Consider the following 19,186-nt stretch of genomic DNA (forward strand, 5'->3'; position numbering starts at 1 on the left):
TGGGGTGACCGGCCCTTCGTACGCGCTGGGCGCGAGGTCCGTCAGGCGGTGGCCTCGTCCTCGACCGCGACGTTCTTGATGCGGTTCGGGTCGACCTGGACGCCGGGGCCCATGGTCGTCGAGACGGTGACCTTCTTCAGGTAGCGGCCCTTGGAGCTGGCCGGCTTGAGACGCAGCACCTCCTCGAGGGCGGCGGCGTAGTTCTCCGCGAGCTGGACCTCGGAGAAGGAGGCCTTGCCGATGATGAAGTGCAGGTTCGCGTGGCGGTCGACACGGAACTCGATCTTGCCGCCCTTGATGTCGGACACGGCCTTGGCCACGTCCGGCGTCACGGTGCCGGTCTTCGGGTTCGGCATCAGGCCACGGGGACCGAGCACGCGACCGAGGCGGCCGACCTTGCCCATCATGTCCGGGGTCGCGACCACGGCGTCGAAGTCGAGCCAGCCACCGGCGACCTTCTCGATGAGCTCGTCGCCACCGACGACGTCGGCGCCCGCCTCACGGGCGGCCTCGGCCTTCTCGGCGTTCGCGAAGACCAGGACCTTGGCGGTCTTGCCGGTGCCGTGCGGGAGGTTGACGGTGCCGCGGACCATCTGGTCGGCCTTGCGGGGGTCGACGCCGAGACGCATGACGACGTCCACGGTCTCGTCGAACTTCTTCTTGCTCGCGTTCTTGGCGATCTTGATCGCGGCCAGCGGGGCGAACAGCTCGTCCTTGTCGAACGACTCGGCCGCTGCGCGGTAGGTCTTGCTGCGCTGCATGTCTGGTTCTCTTCTCTTCCAGGTGTGGTCTTCAAGGGGCCAGCGCGGCCCTGCCACAGGTGCTAGGGATCCGTTGGTCTCGACCGGCGGGACCAGCGAGGGGTCGTCAGTCGGTGGTGACGCCCATGGAGCGGGCGGTGCCCTCGACGATCTTCATCGCGGCGTCGATGTCGTTCGCGTTGAGGTCGGGCAGCTTGGTCGTGGCGATCTCGCGGATCTGGTCCTTGGTCAGCTTGCCGACCTTCTCCTTGTGCGGGACGCCCGAGCCCTTCTTCAGGCCGGCGGCCTTCTTGATCAGCTCGGCGGCCGGCGGGGTCTTCGTGACGAAGGTGAAGGACCGGTCCTCGTAGATGGTGATCTCGACCGGGATCACGTTGCCGCGCATGGACTCCGTCTGGGCGTTGTACGCCTTGCAGAACTCCATGATGTTCACGCCGTGCGGACCGAGGGCGGTACCGACCGGCGGGGCCGGGGTAGCGGCACCGGCCTGCAGCTGCACCTTGACCAGTGCGGCGATCTTCTTCTTGGGAGGCATTTCTTTCTCTCTCTCGTGTGGTCATGACGGGGGTCGAGCCCCCTGCCACTGCTTACTGGGTTTCGAGACGCAAGCTCGGGCCCGGCCTCAGACCTTCTGGATCTGGCTGAAGCTCAGCTCGACCGGGGTCTCCCGGCCGAAGATCTCGACGAGGGCCTTGACCCTCTGGGACTCGGCGTTGATCTCGGTGATCGTCGCGTGGAGCGTGGCGAACGGGCCGTCGACGACCATGACCGAGTCGGACACGTCGAAGTCGGCGACCTCGATCGGCTTCTTCGCGGTGGTGCCGGTGCTGGCCGCCGGGGTGCCGGCCGCCACGGCCTCGGCCTCGGCGCGGGCCACGACGGCGGGAGCCAGCATGTTCTCGACCTCGGACATGCTCAGCGGCACCGGCTGGTGGCTGTGGCCGACGAACCCGGTGACCGACGGGGTGTGCCGGACCGCGGCCCAGGACTCGTCGGTGAGGTCCATGCGGACGAGGACGTAGCCGGGGAGAACGGTGCGCTTGACCATCTTGCGCTGGCCGTTCTTGATCTCCGCGACCTCCTCGGTGGGGACCACGATCTCGTGGATGTAGTCCTCCATGTTGAGGGAGATGATGCGGTTCTCGAGGTTCGACTTCACCCGGTTCTCCATGCCGGAGTAGGTGTGCACCACGAACCAGTCGCCGGGCTTGGCCCACAGCTCGCGACGGAACGCCTCGAGCGGGTCGTCGTCGCCGGGCTCGTCCCCGGCCTCGTCGTCGCTCTCCGCGACCTGCTCGTCCTCGGACCCTGCCTCGGACTCGCTGTCGGCGTCGGCCGGCGTACCGGCCTCGTCGCCGTCCTCGACGTCGACGGGGGCCTCGGTCTCCGCGGCGACCTCCGGGGTCTCCTCGGCAGACGCGTCGCCCGCGGGGGCGGCCACCGTCTCCTCGGTCTCGACCGAGTCGTACTGCTCCGACACGTGATGCTCCGTCACTTCGATGTCAATTCGATCTGCTGTGCCCGGTCGAGGCCGGGCGGGCGGGTGTCCGGGAGGACACCCGCGTGGTCACTGGTCCGAGTTGCCGGCGAAGATCGCGAAGACGAGCTTGCCGAACGCCAGGTCCTCCGCCGCGACGAGCGCCATCATGAAGAGGACGAACACCATGACCACCAGGAAGTAGGTGACCAGCTGCTCCTGGGTCGGGTAGACCACCTTGCGCAGCTCGGCGACGACCTGGCGGTAGAACGTGGGAAGGCTGGTGCGCTTCTCGGTCCTGCTCTCTCGCGGACCGCGGACGGCCTTGCTGTCCGACACGCGCGTCACCTCTCCTCGTTCGATGTCCTGGCCGGGTCGACCAGCTTTCCTGCATCCATCTGTGCTGCTGTCGTGCGTCTGTCTTGCAGGGCACGAGGGACTTGAACCCCCAACCTTCGGTTTTGGAGACCGATGCTCTGCCAGTTGAGCTAGTGCCCTCCGATGACGCCCACTTCCGGGCACGCCGGAGCATGTGGGAAACCACCAAACGGGGAGTCTACGGGTAACACCGAGGCCGAGTCCAAACCGGCCCCGATGCCGCCGGTGGAACGGCCGGTCCGGGCGTGAAACCCGGGCCGCCGGTCCGCGACTGCGCCTCTACGATGGTGCCATGACCGCCAACGTGTCCGCCCAGCCCGGCCCCGCCGCCGGGGGAAGCCCCCGCGACCGTCGCGTCTCGCAGCGCATCGGCGCCATCGCCGAGTCGGCAACGCTGAAGGTGGATGCGAAGGCCAAGGCGCTCAAGGCCGAGGGCCGCCCGGTCATCGGCTTCGGTGCCGGCGAGCCCGACTTCCCGACGCCGGACTACGTCGTCGAGGCGGCCGTGGAGGCCTGCCGCGACCCGAGGAACCACCGCTACACCCCGGCCGGCGGGCTGCCCGAGCTGAAGAAGGCGATCGCCGAGAAGACCCTCCGCGACAGCGGCCTCGAGATCGAGCCCGGCCAGGTCCTCGTGACCAACGGCGGCAAGCAGGCGATCTACGCGGCGTTCGCGGCGATGCTCGACCCGGGCGACGAGGTGATCGTGCCGGCGCCGTACTGGACGACCTACCCCGAGGCGATCCAGCTGGCCGGCGGGGTGCCGGTGCCGGTGCTGGCCGACGAGACGCAGGACTACAAGGTCACGCCTGAGCAGCTCGAGGCCGCCCGCACCGACCGCACCAAGGTGCTGCTGTTCGTCTCGCCGTCGAACCCGACCGGCGCCGTCTACACCTCCGACGAGATCCGCGCGATCGGGCAGTGGGTCGAGGACCACCAGCTGTGGGTGCTCACCGACGAGATCTACGAGCACCTCGTCTACGACGGCGTCGACACCGGCTCGATGCCGGTGCTGTGCCCCTTCCTCACCGACAACTGCGTCGTGGTCAACGGTGTCGCCAAGACCTACGCGATGACCGGCTGGCGCGTCGGGTGGATGATCGGCCCGACCGACCTGGTCAAGGCGGCCACCAACCTGCAGTCGCACGCCACCTCGAACGTCTCCAACGTCGCCCAGCGTGCCGCGATCGCCGCCGTGAGCGGGGACCTGACGGCCGTCGAGGAGATGAAGGTCGCCTTCGACCGGCGGCGCAGGACCATCGTCTCGATGCTCAACGAGATCGACGGCGTCGTCTGCCCGACCCCGCACGGCGCGTTCTACGCCTACCCGTCGGTCAAGGGCCTGCTCGGCAAGGAGTACGACGGCCGCGTCATCGAGACGTCGGCCGAGCTCGCCGAGTACATCCTCGACAAGGCCGAGGTCGCGGTCGTCCCCGGTGAGGCCTTCGGGTCGCCCGGCTACCTCCGGCTCTCGTACGCCCTCGGGGACGACGACCTGGCGGAGGGCGTCACGCGGCTCCAGAAGCTGTTCGCCTGAGCGTGGTCGGTCCGACGGGGGCGGACGGCGAGGCGGGCGCGCGTGACCTGCTGACCCTGCCCAAGGCGCACCTGCACCTGCACTTCACGGGCTCGATGCGGCACGCGACGCTGCTCGAGCTGGCCGAGCGGGACGGCATCGTGCTGCCCGACTCGCTGGTCTCGGAGTGGCCGCCGCGGCTCTCGGCGGCCGACGAGAAGGGCTGGTTCCGTTTCCAGCGGCTCTACGACGTCGCCCGCTCGGTGCTCCGCACCGAGGACGACGTGCGCCGACTGGTGCGCGAGGCGGCGGAGGACGACGTGCGCGACGGCGGTCGCTGGCTGGAGATCCAGGTCGACCCCAGCGGCTACGGCGCCCGGTTCGGCGGCATCACCGCCTTCACCGACCTGGTGCTCGACGCCGTCGCCGCCGCCTCCCGGGACACCGGGCTGGGCATCGCCGTCGTGATCGCGGCCAACCGCACGCGGCACCCCCTCGACGCGCGGACGCTGGCCCGGCTGGCCGCGCAGTACGCCGGGCGCGGCGTGGTCGGGTTCGGGCTCTCCAACGACGAGCGCCGGGGCACCACGACCGACTTCGCGCCGGCGTTCGCGATCGCCGAGCGGGCCGGGCTGACCCTGGTCCCGCACGGCGGCGAGCTGCTCGGCCCGGACAGCATCCGCGCCTGCCTGGACGCGCTGCACGCCGACCGGCTCGGCCACGGCGTCCGGTCCGCGGAGGACCCCGCGCTGCTGGACCGCATCGTCGAGCGCGGCGTGGTCCTCGAGGTCTGCCCGGTCTCCAACGTCGCCCTCGGTGTCTACTCCGACCTGACGTCGGTCCCGTTGCCGACGCTGCTCGAGGCGGGAGCGACGGTGGCCCTGGGCGCCGACGACCCGCTGCTGTTCGGCTCGCGCCTGGCCGGCCAGTACGCCACCATGCGGGCCGCGCACGAGCTCACCGACGCCCAGCTCGCCGAGCTGGGGCGGATGTCGGTCCGCGGCTCGCGCGCCCCCGACGACGTGAAGCGCGAGCTGATCGCGGAGGTCGACCGGTGGCTGGCCCCCGAGCCTGTCAGGATGGACGCGTGAGCAGCCCAGACGACGCGAACCAGCCCCCCGGCCAGGGGGACTCCTCGCTGCCCCCGACCCACCAGCCGTACGGCCAGGACCCCTACGGCCAGCAGAGCCCGTACGGCCCCCCGCCGACCGGACCGCAGCAGCCCTACGGCCAGCAGCCGTACGGCCAGGCTCCCTACGGCCAGGCCCCGTACGGCCAGCAGCCCTACGGCCAGCAGCCGTACGGCGCGCAGCCCGGCGCGTACGGCTACGGCACGCCGATGGCGGCCAACCACCCCTCGGCGACCACGGCGCTGGTCCTGAGCCTGATCGGACTGGCCGGCATCGCCTTCTGCGGCGGCATCACGCTGGTGCTCTCACCCTTCGCGTGGCGCATCGGCGCGCGGGCGGTGCGCGAGATCGACGCCGAGCCGGGGCGATACGGCGGTCGCGACCAGGCCAACGCGGGCAGGATCATGGGCATCATCGGCACCGTGCTGCTGGGGCTCGGCGTGCTGCTCATCATCGGCGTCATCGCCCTGGCGGTCGCCGGCACCACCTCCAGCAGCAGCAGCGGGTACTGACCTGCGCAGGGTCGGCTGCGCGCCTACAGCTCGCAGCCGACCAGCACCGGCTCGTTGACGAGCCGGATGCCGAACCGACGCTCGACCCCGTCGCGGACCTCGCGGGCCAGGGCCAGCAGGTCCGCGGCGGTGGCGCTCCCCCGGTTGGTCAGGGCGAGCGTGTGCTTGGTGGACAGGCTCGCCAGCGCGTTCCCGTGGCCCTTGGCGAAGCCGGCGTGCTCGATCAGCCACGCGGCGCTGGTCTTGACGCCCCCGTCGGGCTGCGGCCAGGCCGGCGCCCCCTCCGGCACCTGCTCAAGCGCGACGACCGGGTTGGTGAAGAACGAGCCGGCGCTCCACGTGTCGTGGTCGTCCCCGTCGAGCACCATGCCCTTGCTGCGGCGCAGCTCGAGGACGGTCTTGCGGACCTCGGTGAGCGGCACCCGGCCGCCGGCCTCGACGCCGAGCGCGCCGGCCAGCTGCGCGTAGGCAACCGGGGCACCGAGGTCCCCCTGGCGGAACTGGAAGGTCACGTCGAGCACCACGTGCCGGCCGCCCCCCGAGTCCAGCCGGTCGGCCTTGAAGCGGGAGTGCCGGTAGCCGAACCCGCAGTCGGCGTTGGCGAAGGTCCGGACCCCGCGGAGCACCCGGTCCCAGACACGCACCGTCGCGATCGTCTGGGAGACCTCCTGGCCGTAGGCGCCGACGTTCTGGATCGGTGTCGCGCCGACGGAGCCGGGGATGCCGGAGAGGGCCTCGATCCCGATCCAGCCGGCGTCCACCGCCCGCGCCACGAGGTCGTCCCAGGTCTCCCCCGCCGCCACGGTCACCATGACGCCGCCGCACGTCGCGCCGTCCTCGGCGTCGGGGACGATGCCGCGGGTGGCGACCTCCACGACCGTTCCGTCGAATCCCTCGTCGGCGACGACGAGGTTGCTGCCACCGCCCAGGACCAGGACCGGGGCGCCGGCCTCGTCGGCGCGGCGTACGGCGTCGACCAGCTCGTCTGCCGTGGTGGCGGTGACGAACTCCCGGGCCGGACCCCCGAGGCGGAGGGTGGTGTGGTCGCGGAGCAGCTCAGGCACGCACGACAGCCTTCGGCATCCCGAGGACCTTCTGGCCCTCGCAGGTGACGGTGAGGGCCACGGTGGTGAGCCCGTCGTCGCCCGGCTTGGCCTCACCAGCCACCTCGACGTCGACGCCGCCGTCGGCGGGCACGACGACCGGGTTGGTGAACTTGCAGCCGAAGCTGACCACCTCGGCATCGGGGAACCAGGTGGCGACCGCGCGGGCCGCGAGCGCCATGGTGTACATCCCGTGGGCGATCACGCCCGGCAGTCCCACGCTGCGCGCGACCGACTCGTCCTGGTGGATCGGGTTGTGGTCGCCGCTGGCCTCGGCGTAGGCGACCAGGTCGGCCCGGGTGACCGTGAAGGTCTGCGTGGGCAGGCTCATGCGGACTCTCCTCGGTGGACGAGCGTGGCTGAGGTGGTGCACACGAGGGCGCCCTCGGCGTCGGTGATCCGGCTGGCCGTGCCGATGATGTCGTTGCCGCCGATCTGGCGCAGGCTGGCGACGGTGAGCGAGGCGCTGAGCACGTCGCCGGGCACCACCGGGCGCTCGTAGTGGAACTTCTGCTCGCCGTGGACGATGCGGAACAGGTCGATGGACTCGGCCTCGAGGAAGGCGTTCATCGCGTCGAAGGCCATCACGATCGGGAACGTGGCCGGGACCGGGCCTCCGGCGTACTCGCCACCGCCCGTCGCCGCCACGAACGCGCGGACCTTCTCCTCGGTGACGGTGTACGGCGAGGTCGGCGGGAACTCCCGGCCGACGAGCGACTGGTCGACAGGCATGGCGTCACACTATCGGCGCCGTCGGAGGCCCCGAAATGACGACTGGCCCGCCCCGAGGATCTCGGGCGGGCCAGGCGGATGCTGAAGTGGGTCAGCGGGTCTCGCGGTGCGCGGTGTGCTTGCGGCAGCGCGGGCAGAACTTCGCCAGCTCGAGACGGTCGGGGTCGTTGCGGCGGTTCTTCTTGGTGATGTAGTTGCGCTCCTTGCAGTCCACGCACGCGAGCGTGATCTTGGGGCGAACGTCGGAGCTCTTGCTGGCCACGGGAAGTCCTTTTGTTGCTGGTCGGTCGAGAGTTAGTAGCGGGGGCGGGACTCGAACCCGCGACACCACGATTATGAGCCGTGTGCTCTAACCACCTGAGCTACCCCGCCACCGGGACAGGGCACGCCGGCCAGAATACTGGCCGCCGGCAACCCACACCCAGAGCCCCTTTACGGAATCGAACCGTAGACCTTCTCCTTACCATGGAGACGCTCTGCCGACTGAGCTAAAGGGGCAACGAGCGAGAACAATACACAGGGAGCGACGTGGAAGAAAAATCGGGTGAGCACCCCTGGTTCTACCGCCTGATCGACGCCTCGGGAGACGGGCGCGAGACCTTCGAGTCGCTGCCCGCGACGGCCGGTCCGTGGGCCGCCGACGCCCAGCACGGCGGCCCTCCGGCGGCCCTGCTCGCCCGTGCCGTCGAGAGGCTCTCGCAGGCCCACGTCGGTCGCTTCACGATGGAGCTGCACGGCCCGGTCCCGGTCGGGCCGCTGGCGACCTCCGCCACGGTGCTGCGACCCGGGCGGTCGGTGCAGCTGGTGGGCGCGGAGCTGCACGACGTCACCCGCGGACGGGTCGTCGCCTCGGCCCGCGCCTGGCTGTTCCCCGTCTCCACCGACGGGCCCGAGCAGCCGAAACCGCTGGCGCACGGCCCGGCCGACGGCGTCCGCCACGACCGCCCCACCGCCTGGCACGGCGGCTACCTCGACGCGGTCGAGTGGCGGTGGGTGTCCGGCTCGGTGTCGACCCCGGGTCCCGGTGTGGTGTGGATGCGCCCGCCCGCCCTGGTCGAGGGCGAGCACCCGTCGCCCGTGCAGCGGCTGCTGGCCTGCGCCGACTCGGCCTCGGGCGCCAGCGCCGCGCTCGACGTACGCCGCTGGGCGTTCCTCAACACCGAGCTGACCGTCCACGTGCTGCGCCCGCCCGTGGGCGAGTGGATCTGCCTGGACGCCGAGACCACCCTGGGTCCGGGCTCGGTCGGCGTGGCGACGGCGGCGATCTCCGACGAGCTCGGCCTGGTCGCCCGCTCCTCGCAGGCCCTGCTCGTCGCCCCGCGCTGACGCCGGATCGGGGCAGGACCGGCGAGCTTGCGCCGACTCGACCTGTTTCGCGGCGAGCTTGCGCCGACTCGACCTGTTTTCGCGGCGAGCTTGCGCCGACTCGACCTGCTCAGTCCTGGATGCGGGCCCAGGGACGGGCCTCCTCCAGCTCGTAGGCGAGCTCGAGGAGGGTGGCCTCGCGGCCGGCGGCCGCGCCGAACATCATCCCCTGCGGGAGGCCGGCCTCGGTGGTCGCCAGTGGCAGCGAGATGGCCGGCTCCCCGGTGGCGTTCTGCAGCGGCGTGAAGGCCACCCAGCCGAGCAGCCGCTCCATGATCGTGTCGTAGTCGTGGGTCGGGTCGAGGTGGCCGACCTGCGGGGTCTCGGTGGCCAGCGTCGGGGTCAGGACCACGTCGTGGGTCGAGAAGAGCTCCTCGGTGCGCCGGCGGGCGCGCCTGAGCCGCCGGATCGCCAGCGGCACCCGGTGCAGGTTGCGGCGGGCATGTGCCGCCAGGCCCAGCGTCAGGTTGTCCAGCCGCGTCGGGTCCCAGCTGCGGCCGTACCTGCGCCGACCGGTGCGCACGATCGCCAGCGCCAGCAGCGACCAGTACAGCAGGAAGTCGTCCGGGAACGAGTCGGCGACCGGCGCCTGGGCCGCCTCGGCGCGGTGCCCGAGCTCCTCGAGCAGGGCGGCGGTCTTCCAGGTGAGATCCGCGACCTCCGGCGAGGCGCCGACGCCGACGCCGCTGGTGACGACGGCCACCCGCAGCCGGGCCCGGCCGGGGCGGGTGATGTTGCCGATCGGCGGGAACTGCAGGGCCCGGTAGACCTTCTCGGCCTCGCGGTAGAACGCGGCGGTGTCGCGCACCGAGCGGGTCAGCACCCCGTCGGACACGATGCGCACGGGCATGTCCCGCATCAGCCTGTCCTGCGCGAGCCGGTCCCGGGTGGGCTTGAGGCCGACCAGCCCGTTGACCGCGGCCGGGATCCGGATCGATCCGCCACCGTCGTTGGCGTGGGCCAGCGGGACCGCGCCGGCGGCGACCAGCGCGGCCGACCCGGCCGAGGACGCCCCGGCGGTGCGGTCGGTGTCCCACGGGCAGCGGACCGGCCCCAGCCGGGGGTGCTCGGCCGCCGGGCTGAAGCCGAACTCCGAGAGCCTCGTCTTGCCCAGCGGCACCAGCCCGGTCGCGAGGAACATCCGCGCGAAGTCGCCGTCCTCCCGCCGCGGCCGGGACACGAACGCGTCGGTGCCGTGACGGGTCGGCATGCCCTGCACGTCGACGTTGTCCTTGAGCACGCTGGGCACGCCGGCGAAGAACCCGCCGCGCGGGTGGCGCGCCTCCTCCCGGGCGCGATCGAACGCCCGGTGGGCGAGCGTGTCGAGCACCGGGTCGACCCGCTCCGCCCGCCCGATCGCGGCGTCGACGACCTCGGCCACGGAGACGCTGCGGTCCTGGATCCGGGCCACCAGCCCGACGGCGTCGAGGTCCCCGAGGGCGTCGTCACCGAACGCGTGCACGCGGCTCATGCGGACAACCTACTCAGCGGCATGGTCAGCCCGGGGCGTCGGCGGGCACCCGCGCGGAGAGGACCGCGAGACGCGCGTCGACCGCGGCCGGCGACAGCACGTGGTCCAGGGCGAGCGCCGCGCAGCCCACGAGGCCGGCCCGGTCCCCGTGGGTGGCCGGGACGATCTGCAGGTCGCGGGTCGACAGGGCGCCGGCGCGGGCGTAGACGCTCTCACGCACGCCGCCGGCGTACACGTCGAAGGCCGCCGCCATGTCGCCGCCGATGACGATCGTGGCGGGGTTCAGCAGGTTGATCGCCACGGCCAGCAGCTCGCCGAGGTGCCGGCCGCTCTCGCGCAGCAGCCCGCGCGCCTCGGCGTCCCCCTCGAGGGCCAGCGACACCAGGTCGCGCACGTGGCCGACCCGGTGGTGACCGGACTGCTCGAGGCGCGCCACCAGCGCCCACCCTCCGGCCACGGCCTCCAGGCAGCCGGTGCGGCCGCAGCGACAGGTGAGGCCGTCGGCGGCGCCGAGCCAGGTGTGCCCGATCTCGCCGGCGGCGCCGAGGTGCCCCGACAGCACGTGCCCGTCGGCGACGATGCCCAGCCCGAGGCCGGTCGAGGCCTTGACCACGAGCGCGTCGCGCAGCGTGCCGGGGCGGGCGAGCAGCTCGGCGCGCGCCATCACGTCACCGTCGTTGCCGACGAACAGCGGGGCGTCGGCGACCGCGGAGAGGTACGGTGCGAGCGGCACCCCGTCCCAGCCGCCCATCACCGGGGAGTCGAGGCTGACGCCGCGGACCACGTCGACGGTGCCCGGGAGGCTGAGCCCGATCCCGACCACCTCGGGCGTGACACCCTCGAGGAGCCCGGTGAGCCGGGCGGCGACCTCGGGCATCAGCTCGTCCGGGCCGATCCCGACGCGGTGGTCGCGGGAGTCCGAGGCCAGCTCGGTGCCCTCGAGGTCGAGGACCGCGAGCTGGCTGCGCGAACGTCCGACGGCCACGGCCAGCACCACGCCGGCGTCGCGGTTGAACACCAGCGCCCCCGGGGGCCGGCCGCCGGTGGAGGCGAGCTCCTCGCCGAGCAGCAGCAGTCCTGCGGACGTGAGCGCCGCGACGCGGCTGACGACGGCGGTCCGGGACAGGCCGGTCAGCCGACGCAGGTCCGAGCGGGTGCTGGCCCGGCCGGTGCGCACCAGCTCCAGCAGCTCGCCTGCGGTCGCCGGGGCGGCCGATTCGCGCGTGGTCTCGCTCATGTCCCTCCTCCCGTTCGGACGGTGTTCCTCACTTTGATCTCAAAAATACCTTAGTTGTGCTTGTAACGATCCAAACTTCTCCCTACCGTGGATGGCATGGACCAGACCGCCTCCCCCCACACGGTCCCGACCTCGTGTGACTTCACCGTCTTCGGCGGTACGGGCGACCTCGCGCTGCGCAAGCTGCTGCCGGCGCTCTACCACCGCGACCTCGAGGGCCAGCTGCCCGACGACACCCGGATCCTGGGCGTCTCCCGGTCCGAGCTCGACGACGCCGGCTGGCGCGAGGAGGTCCGCTCCGCGCTCACGACGTACGTCGCCCCCGCCGACCTCGACACGACCGTCGTCGACCGCTTCGCCGGCCGCCTGCACCACCTGATGCTCGACGCGCAGCGACCCGACGACTGGCACCGCTTCCACGCGCTGCTCAAGGACCGTCCGAACGTGGAGCAGGCCGTCCGCGTCTTCTACCTCGCCGTCGCGCCCGCGCTCTTCGGCGACATCAGTCAGCGCCTCGACGAGATCGGCGTCGTCGACGAGCGCGCCCGGGTCGTCCTCGAGAAGCCGATCGGGCACGACCTCGCCTCCGCGCAGGCCGTCAACGACGCGGTCGGTCGGGTCTTCGACGAGTCCCAGATCTTCCGCATCGACCATTACCTCGGCAAGGAGAGCGTCCAGAACCTCCTGGTGACGCGCTTCGCCAACGCCTTCCTCGAGCCCCTGTGGAACTCCCGCTGGGTCGACCACGTGCAGATCACCGTGGCCGAGTCGCTCGGGGTCGGTGACCGCGGCGGCTACTACGACCACGCGGGCGCGATGCGCGACATGGTGCAGAACCACCTGCTCCAGCTGCTCTGCCTGGTCGCGATGGAGCCGCCGACCCACATCGGCCGCGAGACCGTCCGTGACGAGAAGCTCAAGGTGCTGCAGGCGCTCAAGCCGATGACCCCGGCCGACGTGGACCGCGACACCGTGCGCGGCCGCTACACCGCCGGGCTCGTCGACGGCGAGGCCGTGCCGTCGTACACCGACGACCTCGGGCACAACGCCACCCGCACCGAGACGTTCGTGGCGCTGAAGACCGAGGTGCAGAACTGGCGCTGGGCGGGCGTGCCGTTCTACCTGCGCACCGGCAAGCGGATGGACCGTCGCGCGTCGGAGATCATCGTGGTCTTCAAGGCGCCGCCGCACCACATGTTCCCCAACAGCGAGGGCACCACCGAGCCGAACCGGCTGCACATCCAGGTGCAGCCCGACGAGGGCATGCGCCTGCACCTGACCGCCAAGGAGCCCGGCCCCGGGGGGATCCGGCTGCGTCCGGTCTCGCTGGACCTGAGCTACGCCACGGCGTTCGAGCAGCGCCTCCCCGATGCCTACGAGCGTCTGCTGATGGACGTCATCAAGGGCAACCCCACCCTGTTCATGCGCCGCGACGAGGTCGAGGCCGCGTGGACCTGGGTGGAGCCGATCCTCACCCGCTGGGCAACGTCGCCCGACCAGCCGCTGCGCTACCCGGCCGGCACGAGCGGGCCCATCGCCGCCACGACGCTCCTCGAGCGCGACGGCCGATCCTGGCAGGAGCCTGACCAGTGACCACTCCCCTCCACCCCGTCGTCACCGAGGTGACCGCGCGCATCGTCGAGCGCAGCGCGCCCGGCCGCGCCGCCTACCTCGACCGCATCCGGGCCGCCGCCGACAAGGGCCCCGCCCGAGGCCGGCTCGCCTGCGCGAACCTCGCGCACGGCTTCGCCGCGTCCGACGCCCCGGCCAAGCAGGCCCTGCGCGGTCGCACCAAGCCGAACGTCGCGATCGTGTCGGCGTACAACGACATGCTCTCCGCGCACCAGCCGTTCGAGACCTACCCGGCCGCACTGAAGAAGGCGGTCGTCCGGGCCGGCGGCATCGCGCAGTTCGCAGGTGGCGTCCCGGCCATGTGCGACGGGATCACCCAGGGCCGCGACGGCATGCAGCTCTCGCTCTACAGCCGTGACGTGATCGCGATGTCGACCGCGATCGCGCTCTCCCACGACATGTTCGACGGCGCGCTGATGCTGGGCGTCTGCGACAAGATCGTTCCCGGCCTGCTGATCGGCGCGCTCTCCTTCGGCCACCTGCCGACCGTCTTCGTGCCGGCCGGCCCGATGACCTCGGGCCTGCCGAACGGCGAGAAGGCCAAGGTCCGTCAGCTGTACGCCGAGGGCAAGGTCGGCCGCGACGAGCTGCTCGAGGCCGAGGCGGCGTCGTACCACTCGGCGGGCACCTGCACGTTCTACGGCACCGCCAACTCCAACCAGCTGCTGATGGAGGTCCTCGGCCTGCACCTGCCGGGGTCGTCGTTCGTCAACCCCGGCACCCCGCTGCGCGAGGCCCTCACCCGCGCTGCCGGTGCCCGCGTCACCGAGCTCACCCGGCAGGGCGGCGAGAACACCCCGATCGGCGAGGTCGTGGACGAGAAGGCGATCGTCAACGCCTGCGTCGCCCTGCTCGCCAGCGGCGGCTCGACCAACCACACGCTGCACCTGGTCGCGATCGCCCGCGCGGCGGGGATCACCCTGACCTGGGACGACCTGTCGGACCTGTCCGCGGTGGTGCCGAGCCTGGCCCGGATCTACCCGAACGGCGAGGCGGACGTGAACCACTTCCACGCCGCCGGCGGCATCGCGTTCCTCGTGCACACCCTGCTGCGCGCGGGCCTCCTCCACGAGGACGTGCGCACCATCGCCGGTCACGGGCTGTGGCGCTACACGACCGAGCCGCGACTGCGCGGCGACGAGCTGAGCTGGGAGGAGGGCCCCAAGTCCTCCCTCGACCTCGACGTCCTCCGGCCCGCCGACGACCCGTTCACCCCCGACGGCGGCCTCAAGCTGCTCTCCGGCCCGCTGGGCCGTGCGGTCATCAAGACCTCCGCGGTCAAGCCCGAGCACCGCGTCGTCACCGCCCCGGCGATGGTCTTCGACCACCAGGACGAGTTCCTGACCGCCTTCGGCGAGGGCGAGCTCGACGGCCGGGACTTCGTGGCCGTGATCCGCTACCAGGGCCCAGCGGCCAACGGGATGCCCGAGCTCCACAAGCTCACCCCCGCGCTCGGGGTGCTGCAGGACCGCGGCCAGAAGGTCGCGATCGTGACCGACGGCCGCATGTCCGGCGCGTCGGGCAAGGTCCCGGCCGCCATCCACGTCACCCCCGAGGCCGCCCTCGGCGGCCCGCTCGCGCGGGTGCAGGACGGTGACGAGATCACCGTCGACGCCACCACGGGCACCCTCGACCTGCACGTGGACCGCGCCGAGCTGGCCGCGCGCCCCGTCACCGGCCGGGCTCCTCAGGGCCCGGAGTGGATGGGCACCGGACGCGAGCTGTTCGCGGCGTTCCGCGCCACCGTCGGATCCGCCGACACGGGGGCCAGCGTGTTCCCCGGCGTCCCCGTCCCCCCGGAAGAGGTCTCCGTTGTCCGCGTCTGAGAACACCCCCGCCCTGCTCGACCGGGTCCCGGTCGTGCCGGTGGTCGTCGTCGACGAGCTCGCGCAGGCGGTCCCGGTCGCTCGGGCCCTCGTGGCCGGCGGGCTGCCGGTCATCGAGCTCACCCTGCGCACTCCGGTCGCGCTCGACGCCATCCGGGCCATCGCCGACGAGGTGCCCGAGATCCTGGTCGGCGCCGGCACCGTGCTGACCCCCGGCCAGGCCAAGGAGGCCCGCGACGCCGGGGCGCAGTTCCTGGTCTCCCCGGGCGCCACGCCGTCCCTGCTGCACGGGATGGCCGACACCGGGCTGCCGTTCCTGCCCGGCACCGCCACGGCCTCCGAGGTGCTCGCCGTGCTCGAGGCCGGCTGGACCGAGATGAAGTTCTTCCCCGCCGAGGCCTCCGGGGGCGCGACGTTCCTCGCCTCGGTCGCCTCGCCGGTCCCGGCCGCGCGCTTCTGCCCGACGGGCGGGATCACCGCGGCGACCGCGACGTCGTACCTCGCCCTGCCCAACGTGGGCTGTGTCGGGGGTTCCTGGCTCACGCCGAAGGACGCGCTCGCCTCCGGCGACTGGTCGCGGGTCGAGCGGCTCGCACGGGCGGCCGCCGCGCTCAGCTGAACCCGGGACGTCGTTCGTTCCGGTCGTCAGACCGGACCGGATGACGTCCCCGGGATCGAGCGTCAGAGGATGACGTAGAGCCCGACCGCGGCAGGAAGCAGCCCCACCAGCAGCCACGGGGTGAGCGGCTTCTTCTGGTGGATCATGAAGCCGGCGGCGACGCCGAGCACCCCCACCACCGCGGCGATCACGTCCAGGCCGACCTGGGACGCGGTGCCCCGGTCCAGGAAGACCGCCGCGATCACCAGGCCGGCCGAGAAGTGGCCGATGGTGGTCACGGCCAGCACCGACATCACCCACCGCTGCACGCTGGTCATGCTCATGGACTGGCGCGCCGGGGGTCGCGGCGCGTTCGGGTCCATCAGGTGCTTGCGCCGCGGCGGGGCCGGGCGGGGGTCGGACTGGCTCATGGACGCCGTCTCCACGCTGGATGGGATCCCCTCGCGGGGCTATTGGTGAGTGTACTAATCATTTGTATACTCTCCAATGTGACGGCCGCTGCCCGACCCGCGAACCCCCTGGCCCTCGAGGAGCAGGTCTGCTTCGCCCTGTCCGTGGCCGCCCGGAGCGTGGTGGCGGTCTACCGGCCGCTGCTGGAGCCGATGGGACTCACCCATCCGCAGTACCTCGTCATGCTCGCCCTGTGGGAGCACGAACCCCTGTCGGTCCGGGAGCTGAGCCGACTGCTGCAGCTCGAGCCGGCGACCCTGTCCCCGTTGCTCAAGCGACTCGAGGAGTCGGAGCTGGTGCGTCGCGAGCGCGACCCGCGGGACGAACGCGCGCTCGCCGTGCGCCTGACCGAGCAGGGCCGCGACCTGCGCCGTCGCGCCGAGCAGATCCCCGGCCAGGTCGTCGACGCCCTCGGCATCGAGGTCACCGAGCTGCAGCGGCTGCACCGCATGCTGACCCGGGTCATCGCGGCGGCCCGCACCTCCTGACGGTCACGCGGACGCGGCACCCCGGCGGTGGCAGCCGAGCAGGTGCGGGTCGAACACGCCGATCGCCTCCATGAGGGCGAACATCGTCGTCGGTCCGACGAACGCGAAGCCGCGCTTCTTGAGCTCCTTCGAGAGCGCCCTGGACTCCGGCGAGGTCGTGACCATCTCCTCGGTGGTCGCGACCGCCGGCGGCTCCTCGGGCCGGAACGAGAGCACCAGCGCCTCGAGCCCCTCCTGCTCGCGCAGCGCCACGGTGGCCCGCGCGTTGGTGATCGCCGCCGCGATCTTGAGCCGGTTGCGCACGATCCGCGGGTCCGCCATCAGCCGGGCGGCGTCGCTGTCCCCGTACGCCGCGACGGTGTCCGCGTCGAAGCCCGCGAAGACCTCCCGGAAGGCCTCCCGCTTGTTGAGGATGGTCGACCACGACAGCCCGGACTGGAACGCCTCGAGCGTGAGCCGCTCGAGGTAGGCCGCCTCGCCGTGGACGCGGTTGCCCCACTCGGTGTCGTGGTAGTCGCGCATCACGCCGGGGCCGCCCGCCCACGGGCAGCGGTCGATGCCGTCCTCACCGGTCACGGGTCCCATGCGCGGCATCCTGTCACCCGGTGCCGACAGCCCGGGACCCAGCGGAACGTCAGGCAGGTGGTGGTCCCTGGCCCTCGATCCGCATGACGTTGCCGCGGACTCAGGCGCGGTACTCCGGGTTCTCCCAGTCGAAGCGGTTGCCGGCGTTCCACTCCGAGCGCTGGTTTCCGTAGCCGGGGACACCACCGGCGTCGCGCAGCATCCGGGCCAGGTGCAGCAGGTTCCAGGTCATGAAGGTCGTGTTGCGGTTGGTGAAGTCGTTGTCCGGGCCACCGCTGCCGGGGTCGAGGTACGACGGTCCGGGTCCGGCCTCGCCGATCCAGCCGGCGTCGGCGTTCGGCGGGATCGTGTAACCGATGTGCTGCAGGCTGTAGAGGACGTTCTGCGCGCAGTGCTTGATGCCGTCCTCGTTGCCGGTGATCAGGCAGCCCGCGACCCGCCCGTAGAAGAGGTACTGCCCCTTGTCGTTGAGCTCCCCGCTCAGCGAGTACAGCCGCTCGATCAGCTTCTTGGTCATGCTGGAGTTGTCACCCAGCCAGATCGGCCCGGCGACCACCAGGATGTCGCTGGCCAGGATCCCCGGGTAGAGCTCCGGCCAGGTGTCGGTCTCCCAGCCGTGCTCGGTCATGTCGGGATAGACCCCCGTCGCCACGTCGTGGTCGACGAACCGCAGCTCGTCGACCTCCACGCCGTGCTTGCGCATGATCGCGGCGCTCGCGTCCACCAGCCCCTGCGTGTGGCTGCGCTCCGGACTGCGCTTGAGGGTGCAGTTGACGAACGTCGCCTTGAGGCCGCTGAAGTCGAGGGAGATGTCCGGCGTCTGGGTCATGGGCCCCACTGTTCCGCCCCGGGCGCCGGCGGCACATCACCGAAACGTGGTCATCCGCGCGACCTCAGCGCCGCTCCTTGAGCCGTGCGTTGGGCAGCACCGGCGCGGGGATCGGCGGCAGGTGGTCGCCAACGACGACGCCGAAGCGCCCGTCGGCCACCTCCTGGGAGTCGCCGACCACCGTTCCGTCCGCGGTGATCTGCTCCTGCCACTCCGCCCGGAACGCCGCGATCTCCTCGTGGCTGCGGCCCACGAAGTTCCACCACATCACGATCGACTCCCCGAACGGCGGGCCGCCGAGGAGCAGCAGCCGGGCGGGGGCGTCGTACGCCGCGAGCTCGAGCCGGTCGGCCCCGGGCGGCACGTGGGCGAGGTCGTGCTGCTTGGTCTCGGTGCCCGCCACCGCGACCACGCCGGTGTCGACGAGGACGCCGTGCTCGAAGGACGGGTCCACGTCGAGCCCGAGCGTGGCGCCGGGCTCGAGCAGGATCTCGGCGCCGAGGAGGGGGGTGTACGTCGGCACCGGCGAGCTGTCCCCGAGCAGCGTCCCGAGGAACACGCGCGCCTCCCAGCCGGGCCCGGTGACGGGGTCGGGCGCGTGGTGGGCGAAGCCGGGGTCGACGTGACGGGCGGAGTCGGGCAGCGCGACCCAGAGCTGGGCCCCGTGCAGGGTGCGGGTGCCGGCCGTCGAGACCTCGGAGTGGCTGATCCCGCGGCCGGCGGTCATCAGGTTGACCTCCCCGGGGCGCACCATGGCGTGGTGGCCGGCGCTGTCGCGGTGCTCGATCTCGCCAGTGAACAGCCAGCTGACGGTCTGCAGCCCGGTGTGCGGGTGCGGTGCGACGCGCATGCCACCGGTGTCGGCGACGTCGTCGGGGCCGTAGTGGTCGACGAAGCACCAGGCACCGATCAGCGACCGGTGCCGCTGCGGCAGGGTGCGTCGCACCTGCATCGCCCGCGGGCCACCGAGCGGGACGTCGCGCGGGGTCATGATCTCCACGCCACCGGCCGGCGCGGCCGTGCAGGTGATCTCGTCGGGGTCGCGCTCCGGGTTGCTCATGGACCCCAGTCTGCC

The 19,186-nt window shown here is 72.0% G+C and carries 22 protein-coding genes and 3 tRNA genes; 8 read left to right on the plus strand and 17 right to left on the minus strand.

What is annotated here, in order from left to right; all coding sequences use genetic code 11:
* Positions 1-41: 41 nt before the first annotated feature.
* The 5 genes from rplA to ACFO9I_RS01030 all read right to left on the minus strand — a co-directional run bounded on the left by rplA (position 42) and on the right by ACFO9I_RS01030 (position 2,736).
* Positions 42-761, minus strand: a complete 720-nt coding sequence (rplA, locus tag ACFO9I_RS01010; protein ID WP_379176925.1) for a 50S ribosomal protein L1 — start codon at positions 759-761, stop codon at positions 42-44.
* Positions 762-867: 106 nt separating this feature from the next.
* A complete protein-coding gene (gene rplK / locus ACFO9I_RS01015; RefSeq protein WP_125036546.1) occupies positions 868-1,296 on the minus strand; it encodes a 50S ribosomal protein L11 in 429 nt (142 codons plus the stop codon).
* Between the two features lie 87 nt (positions 1,297-1,383).
* Positions 1,384-2,241, minus strand: a complete 858-nt coding sequence (gene nusG, locus ACFO9I_RS01020) for a transcription termination/antitermination protein NusG (protein ID WP_379176927.1) — start codon at positions 2,239-2,241, stop codon at positions 1,384-1,386.
* Between the two features lie 87 nt (positions 2,242-2,328).
* Positions 2,329-2,577 carry a preprotein translocase subunit SecE gene (secE, locus tag ACFO9I_RS01025; protein ID WP_379176929.1) on the minus strand — a complete coding sequence of 83 codons (249 nt, stop codon included), beginning with the start codon at positions 2,575-2,577 and terminating at the stop codon, positions 2,329-2,331.
* Between the two features lie 86 nt (positions 2,578-2,663).
* A tRNA-Trp gene (locus tag ACFO9I_RS01030) sits at positions 2,664-2,736 on the minus strand.
* A 172-nt stretch (positions 2,737-2,908) separates the two neighbouring features.
* Between ACFO9I_RS01030 and ACFO9I_RS01035 the strand changes: the two genes are divergently transcribed.
* From ACFO9I_RS01035 to ACFO9I_RS01045, 3 genes are read left to right on the plus strand one after another with little or no spacing between them, the layout of a single operon-like run.
* Positions 2,909-4,153 (plus strand): pyridoxal phosphate-dependent aminotransferase, encoded by a 1,245-nt coding sequence (locus tag ACFO9I_RS01035; RefSeq protein WP_379176931.1) that lies wholly within the window; start codon positions 2,909-2,911, stop codon positions 4,151-4,153.
* 2 nt (positions 4,154-4,155) lie between these two features.
* A complete protein-coding gene (locus tag ACFO9I_RS01040; protein WP_379176933.1) occupies positions 4,156-5,223 on the plus strand; it encodes an adenosine deaminase in 1,068 nt (355 codons plus the stop codon).
* Positions 5,220-5,774, plus strand: coding sequence for a DUF4190 domain-containing protein (locus ACFO9I_RS01045; protein ID WP_379176935.1), 555 nt, complete (start codon positions 5,220-5,222; stop codon positions 5,772-5,774). The genes ACFO9I_RS01040 and ACFO9I_RS01045 overlap by 4 nt, the downstream gene beginning before the upstream one ends.
* A gap of 23 nt (positions 5,775-5,797) precedes the next feature.
* Here the strand turns inward: ACFO9I_RS01045 and ACFO9I_RS01050 are convergent, their stop codons facing one another.
* From ACFO9I_RS01050 to ACFO9I_RS01075, 6 genes are all read right to left on the minus strand, one after another.
* Positions 5,798-6,838 (minus strand): UDP-N-acetylmuramate dehydrogenase, encoded by a 1,041-nt coding sequence (locus ACFO9I_RS01050; protein WP_379176937.1) that lies wholly within the window; start codon positions 6,836-6,838, stop codon positions 5,798-5,800.
* A complete protein-coding gene (locus ACFO9I_RS01055) occupies positions 6,831-7,208 on the minus strand; it encodes a MaoC/PaaZ C-terminal domain-containing protein (protein ID WP_379176939.1) in 378 nt (125 codons plus the stop codon). The genes ACFO9I_RS01050 and ACFO9I_RS01055 overlap by 8 nt, the downstream gene beginning before the upstream one ends.
* Entirely contained in the window at positions 7,205-7,609 is a 405-nt protein-coding gene (locus ACFO9I_RS01060; RefSeq protein ID WP_379176941.1) for an FAS1-like dehydratase domain-containing protein, read from the minus strand. The genes ACFO9I_RS01055 and ACFO9I_RS01060 overlap by 4 nt, the downstream gene beginning before the upstream one ends.
* A gap of 91 nt (positions 7,610-7,700) precedes the next feature.
* Positions 7,701-7,871, minus strand: coding sequence for a 50S ribosomal protein L33 (gene rpmG, locus ACFO9I_RS01065; protein ID WP_121804265.1), 171 nt, complete (start codon positions 7,869-7,871; stop codon positions 7,701-7,703).
* A gap of 36 nt (positions 7,872-7,907) precedes the next feature.
* A tRNA-Met gene (locus tag ACFO9I_RS01070) sits at positions 7,908-7,981 on the minus strand.
* Between the two features lie 53 nt (positions 7,982-8,034).
* A tRNA-Thr gene (locus ACFO9I_RS01075) sits at positions 8,035-8,107 on the minus strand.
* 30 nt (positions 8,108-8,137) lie between these two features.
* Between ACFO9I_RS01075 and ACFO9I_RS01080 the strand changes: the two genes are divergently transcribed.
* Positions 8,138-8,935, plus strand: a complete 798-nt coding sequence (locus ACFO9I_RS01080; RefSeq protein WP_379176944.1) for a thioesterase family protein — start codon at positions 8,138-8,140, stop codon at positions 8,933-8,935.
* Between the two features lie 109 nt (positions 8,936-9,044).
* On the opposite strand, the gene ACFO9I_RS01085 is transcribed toward ACFO9I_RS01080, so the two are convergent.
* Together ACFO9I_RS01085 and ACFO9I_RS01090 are read right to left on the minus strand one after the other, a co-directional pair.
* Positions 9,045-10,445, minus strand: a complete 1,401-nt coding sequence (locus ACFO9I_RS01085; protein WP_379176946.1) for an amidase — start codon at positions 10,443-10,445, stop codon at positions 9,045-9,047.
* A 25-nt stretch (positions 10,446-10,470) separates the two neighbouring features.
* Positions 10,471-11,682: an ROK family protein gene (locus ACFO9I_RS01090; protein ID WP_379176947.1), complete on the minus strand. Its 1,212-nt coding sequence runs from the start codon at positions 11,680-11,682 to the stop codon at positions 10,471-10,473.
* Between the two features lie 96 nt (positions 11,683-11,778).
* Between ACFO9I_RS01090 and zwf the strand changes: the two genes are divergently transcribed.
* Genes zwf through eda form a run of 3 tightly spaced genes read left to right on the plus strand, consistent with a single transcriptional unit; the run spans position 11,779 to position 15,759 of the window.
* Entirely contained in the window at positions 11,779-13,275 is a 1,497-nt protein-coding gene (gene zwf / locus ACFO9I_RS01095) for a glucose-6-phosphate dehydrogenase (RefSeq protein ID WP_379176949.1), read from the plus strand.
* Positions 13,272-15,140 carry a phosphogluconate dehydratase gene (gene edd / locus ACFO9I_RS01100; RefSeq protein WP_379176951.1) on the plus strand — a complete coding sequence of 623 codons (1,869 nt, stop codon included), beginning with the start codon at positions 13,272-13,274 and terminating at the stop codon, positions 15,138-15,140. Before zwf ends, edd begins: the two co-directional genes overlap by 4 nt.
* A complete protein-coding gene (gene eda / locus ACFO9I_RS01105; protein WP_379176953.1) occupies positions 15,127-15,759 on the plus strand; it encodes a bifunctional 4-hydroxy-2-oxoglutarate aldolase/2-dehydro-3-deoxy-phosphogluconate aldolase in 633 nt (210 codons plus the stop codon). The genes edd and eda overlap by 14 nt, the downstream gene beginning before the upstream one ends.
* Positions 15,760-15,821: 62 nt before the next feature.
* Here eda and ACFO9I_RS01110 read toward each other — a convergent pair whose 3' ends face one another.
* Positions 15,822-16,169, minus strand: coding sequence for a hypothetical protein (locus tag ACFO9I_RS01110; protein ID WP_379176955.1), 348 nt, complete (start codon positions 16,167-16,169; stop codon positions 15,822-15,824).
* Positions 16,170-16,247: 78 nt separating this feature from the next.
* Between ACFO9I_RS01110 and ACFO9I_RS01115 the strand changes: the two genes are divergently transcribed.
* Positions 16,248-16,697 carry a MarR family winged helix-turn-helix transcriptional regulator gene (locus tag ACFO9I_RS01115; RefSeq protein WP_379176957.1) on the plus strand — a complete coding sequence of 150 codons (450 nt, stop codon included), beginning with the start codon at positions 16,248-16,250 and terminating at the stop codon, positions 16,695-16,697.
* Between the two features lie 3 nt (positions 16,698-16,700).
* Here ACFO9I_RS01115 and ACFO9I_RS01120 read toward each other — a convergent pair whose 3' ends face one another.
* From ACFO9I_RS01120 to ACFO9I_RS01130, 3 genes are all read right to left on the minus strand, one after another.
* Positions 16,701-17,282: a DNA-3-methyladenine glycosylase I gene (locus ACFO9I_RS01120; protein WP_379176959.1), complete on the minus strand. Its 582-nt coding sequence runs from the start codon at positions 17,280-17,282 to the stop codon at positions 16,701-16,703.
* A 100-nt stretch (positions 17,283-17,382) separates the two neighbouring features.
* Positions 17,383-18,111 carry a flavodoxin family protein gene (locus ACFO9I_RS01125; protein WP_379176961.1) on the minus strand — a complete coding sequence of 243 codons (729 nt, stop codon included), beginning with the start codon at positions 18,109-18,111 and terminating at the stop codon, positions 17,383-17,385.
* A 64-nt stretch (positions 18,112-18,175) separates the two neighbouring features.
* Positions 18,176-19,171, minus strand: coding sequence for a pirin family protein (locus tag ACFO9I_RS01130; RefSeq protein WP_379176963.1), 996 nt, complete (start codon positions 19,169-19,171; stop codon positions 18,176-18,178).
* Positions 19,172-19,186: the final 15 nt, after the last annotated feature.

It is taken from the genome of Nocardioides sp. GCM10023255, assembly GCF_042653125.1.
Taxonomy (GTDB): Bacteria; Actinomycetota; Actinomycetes; order Propionibacteriales; family Nocardioidaceae; genus Nocardioides.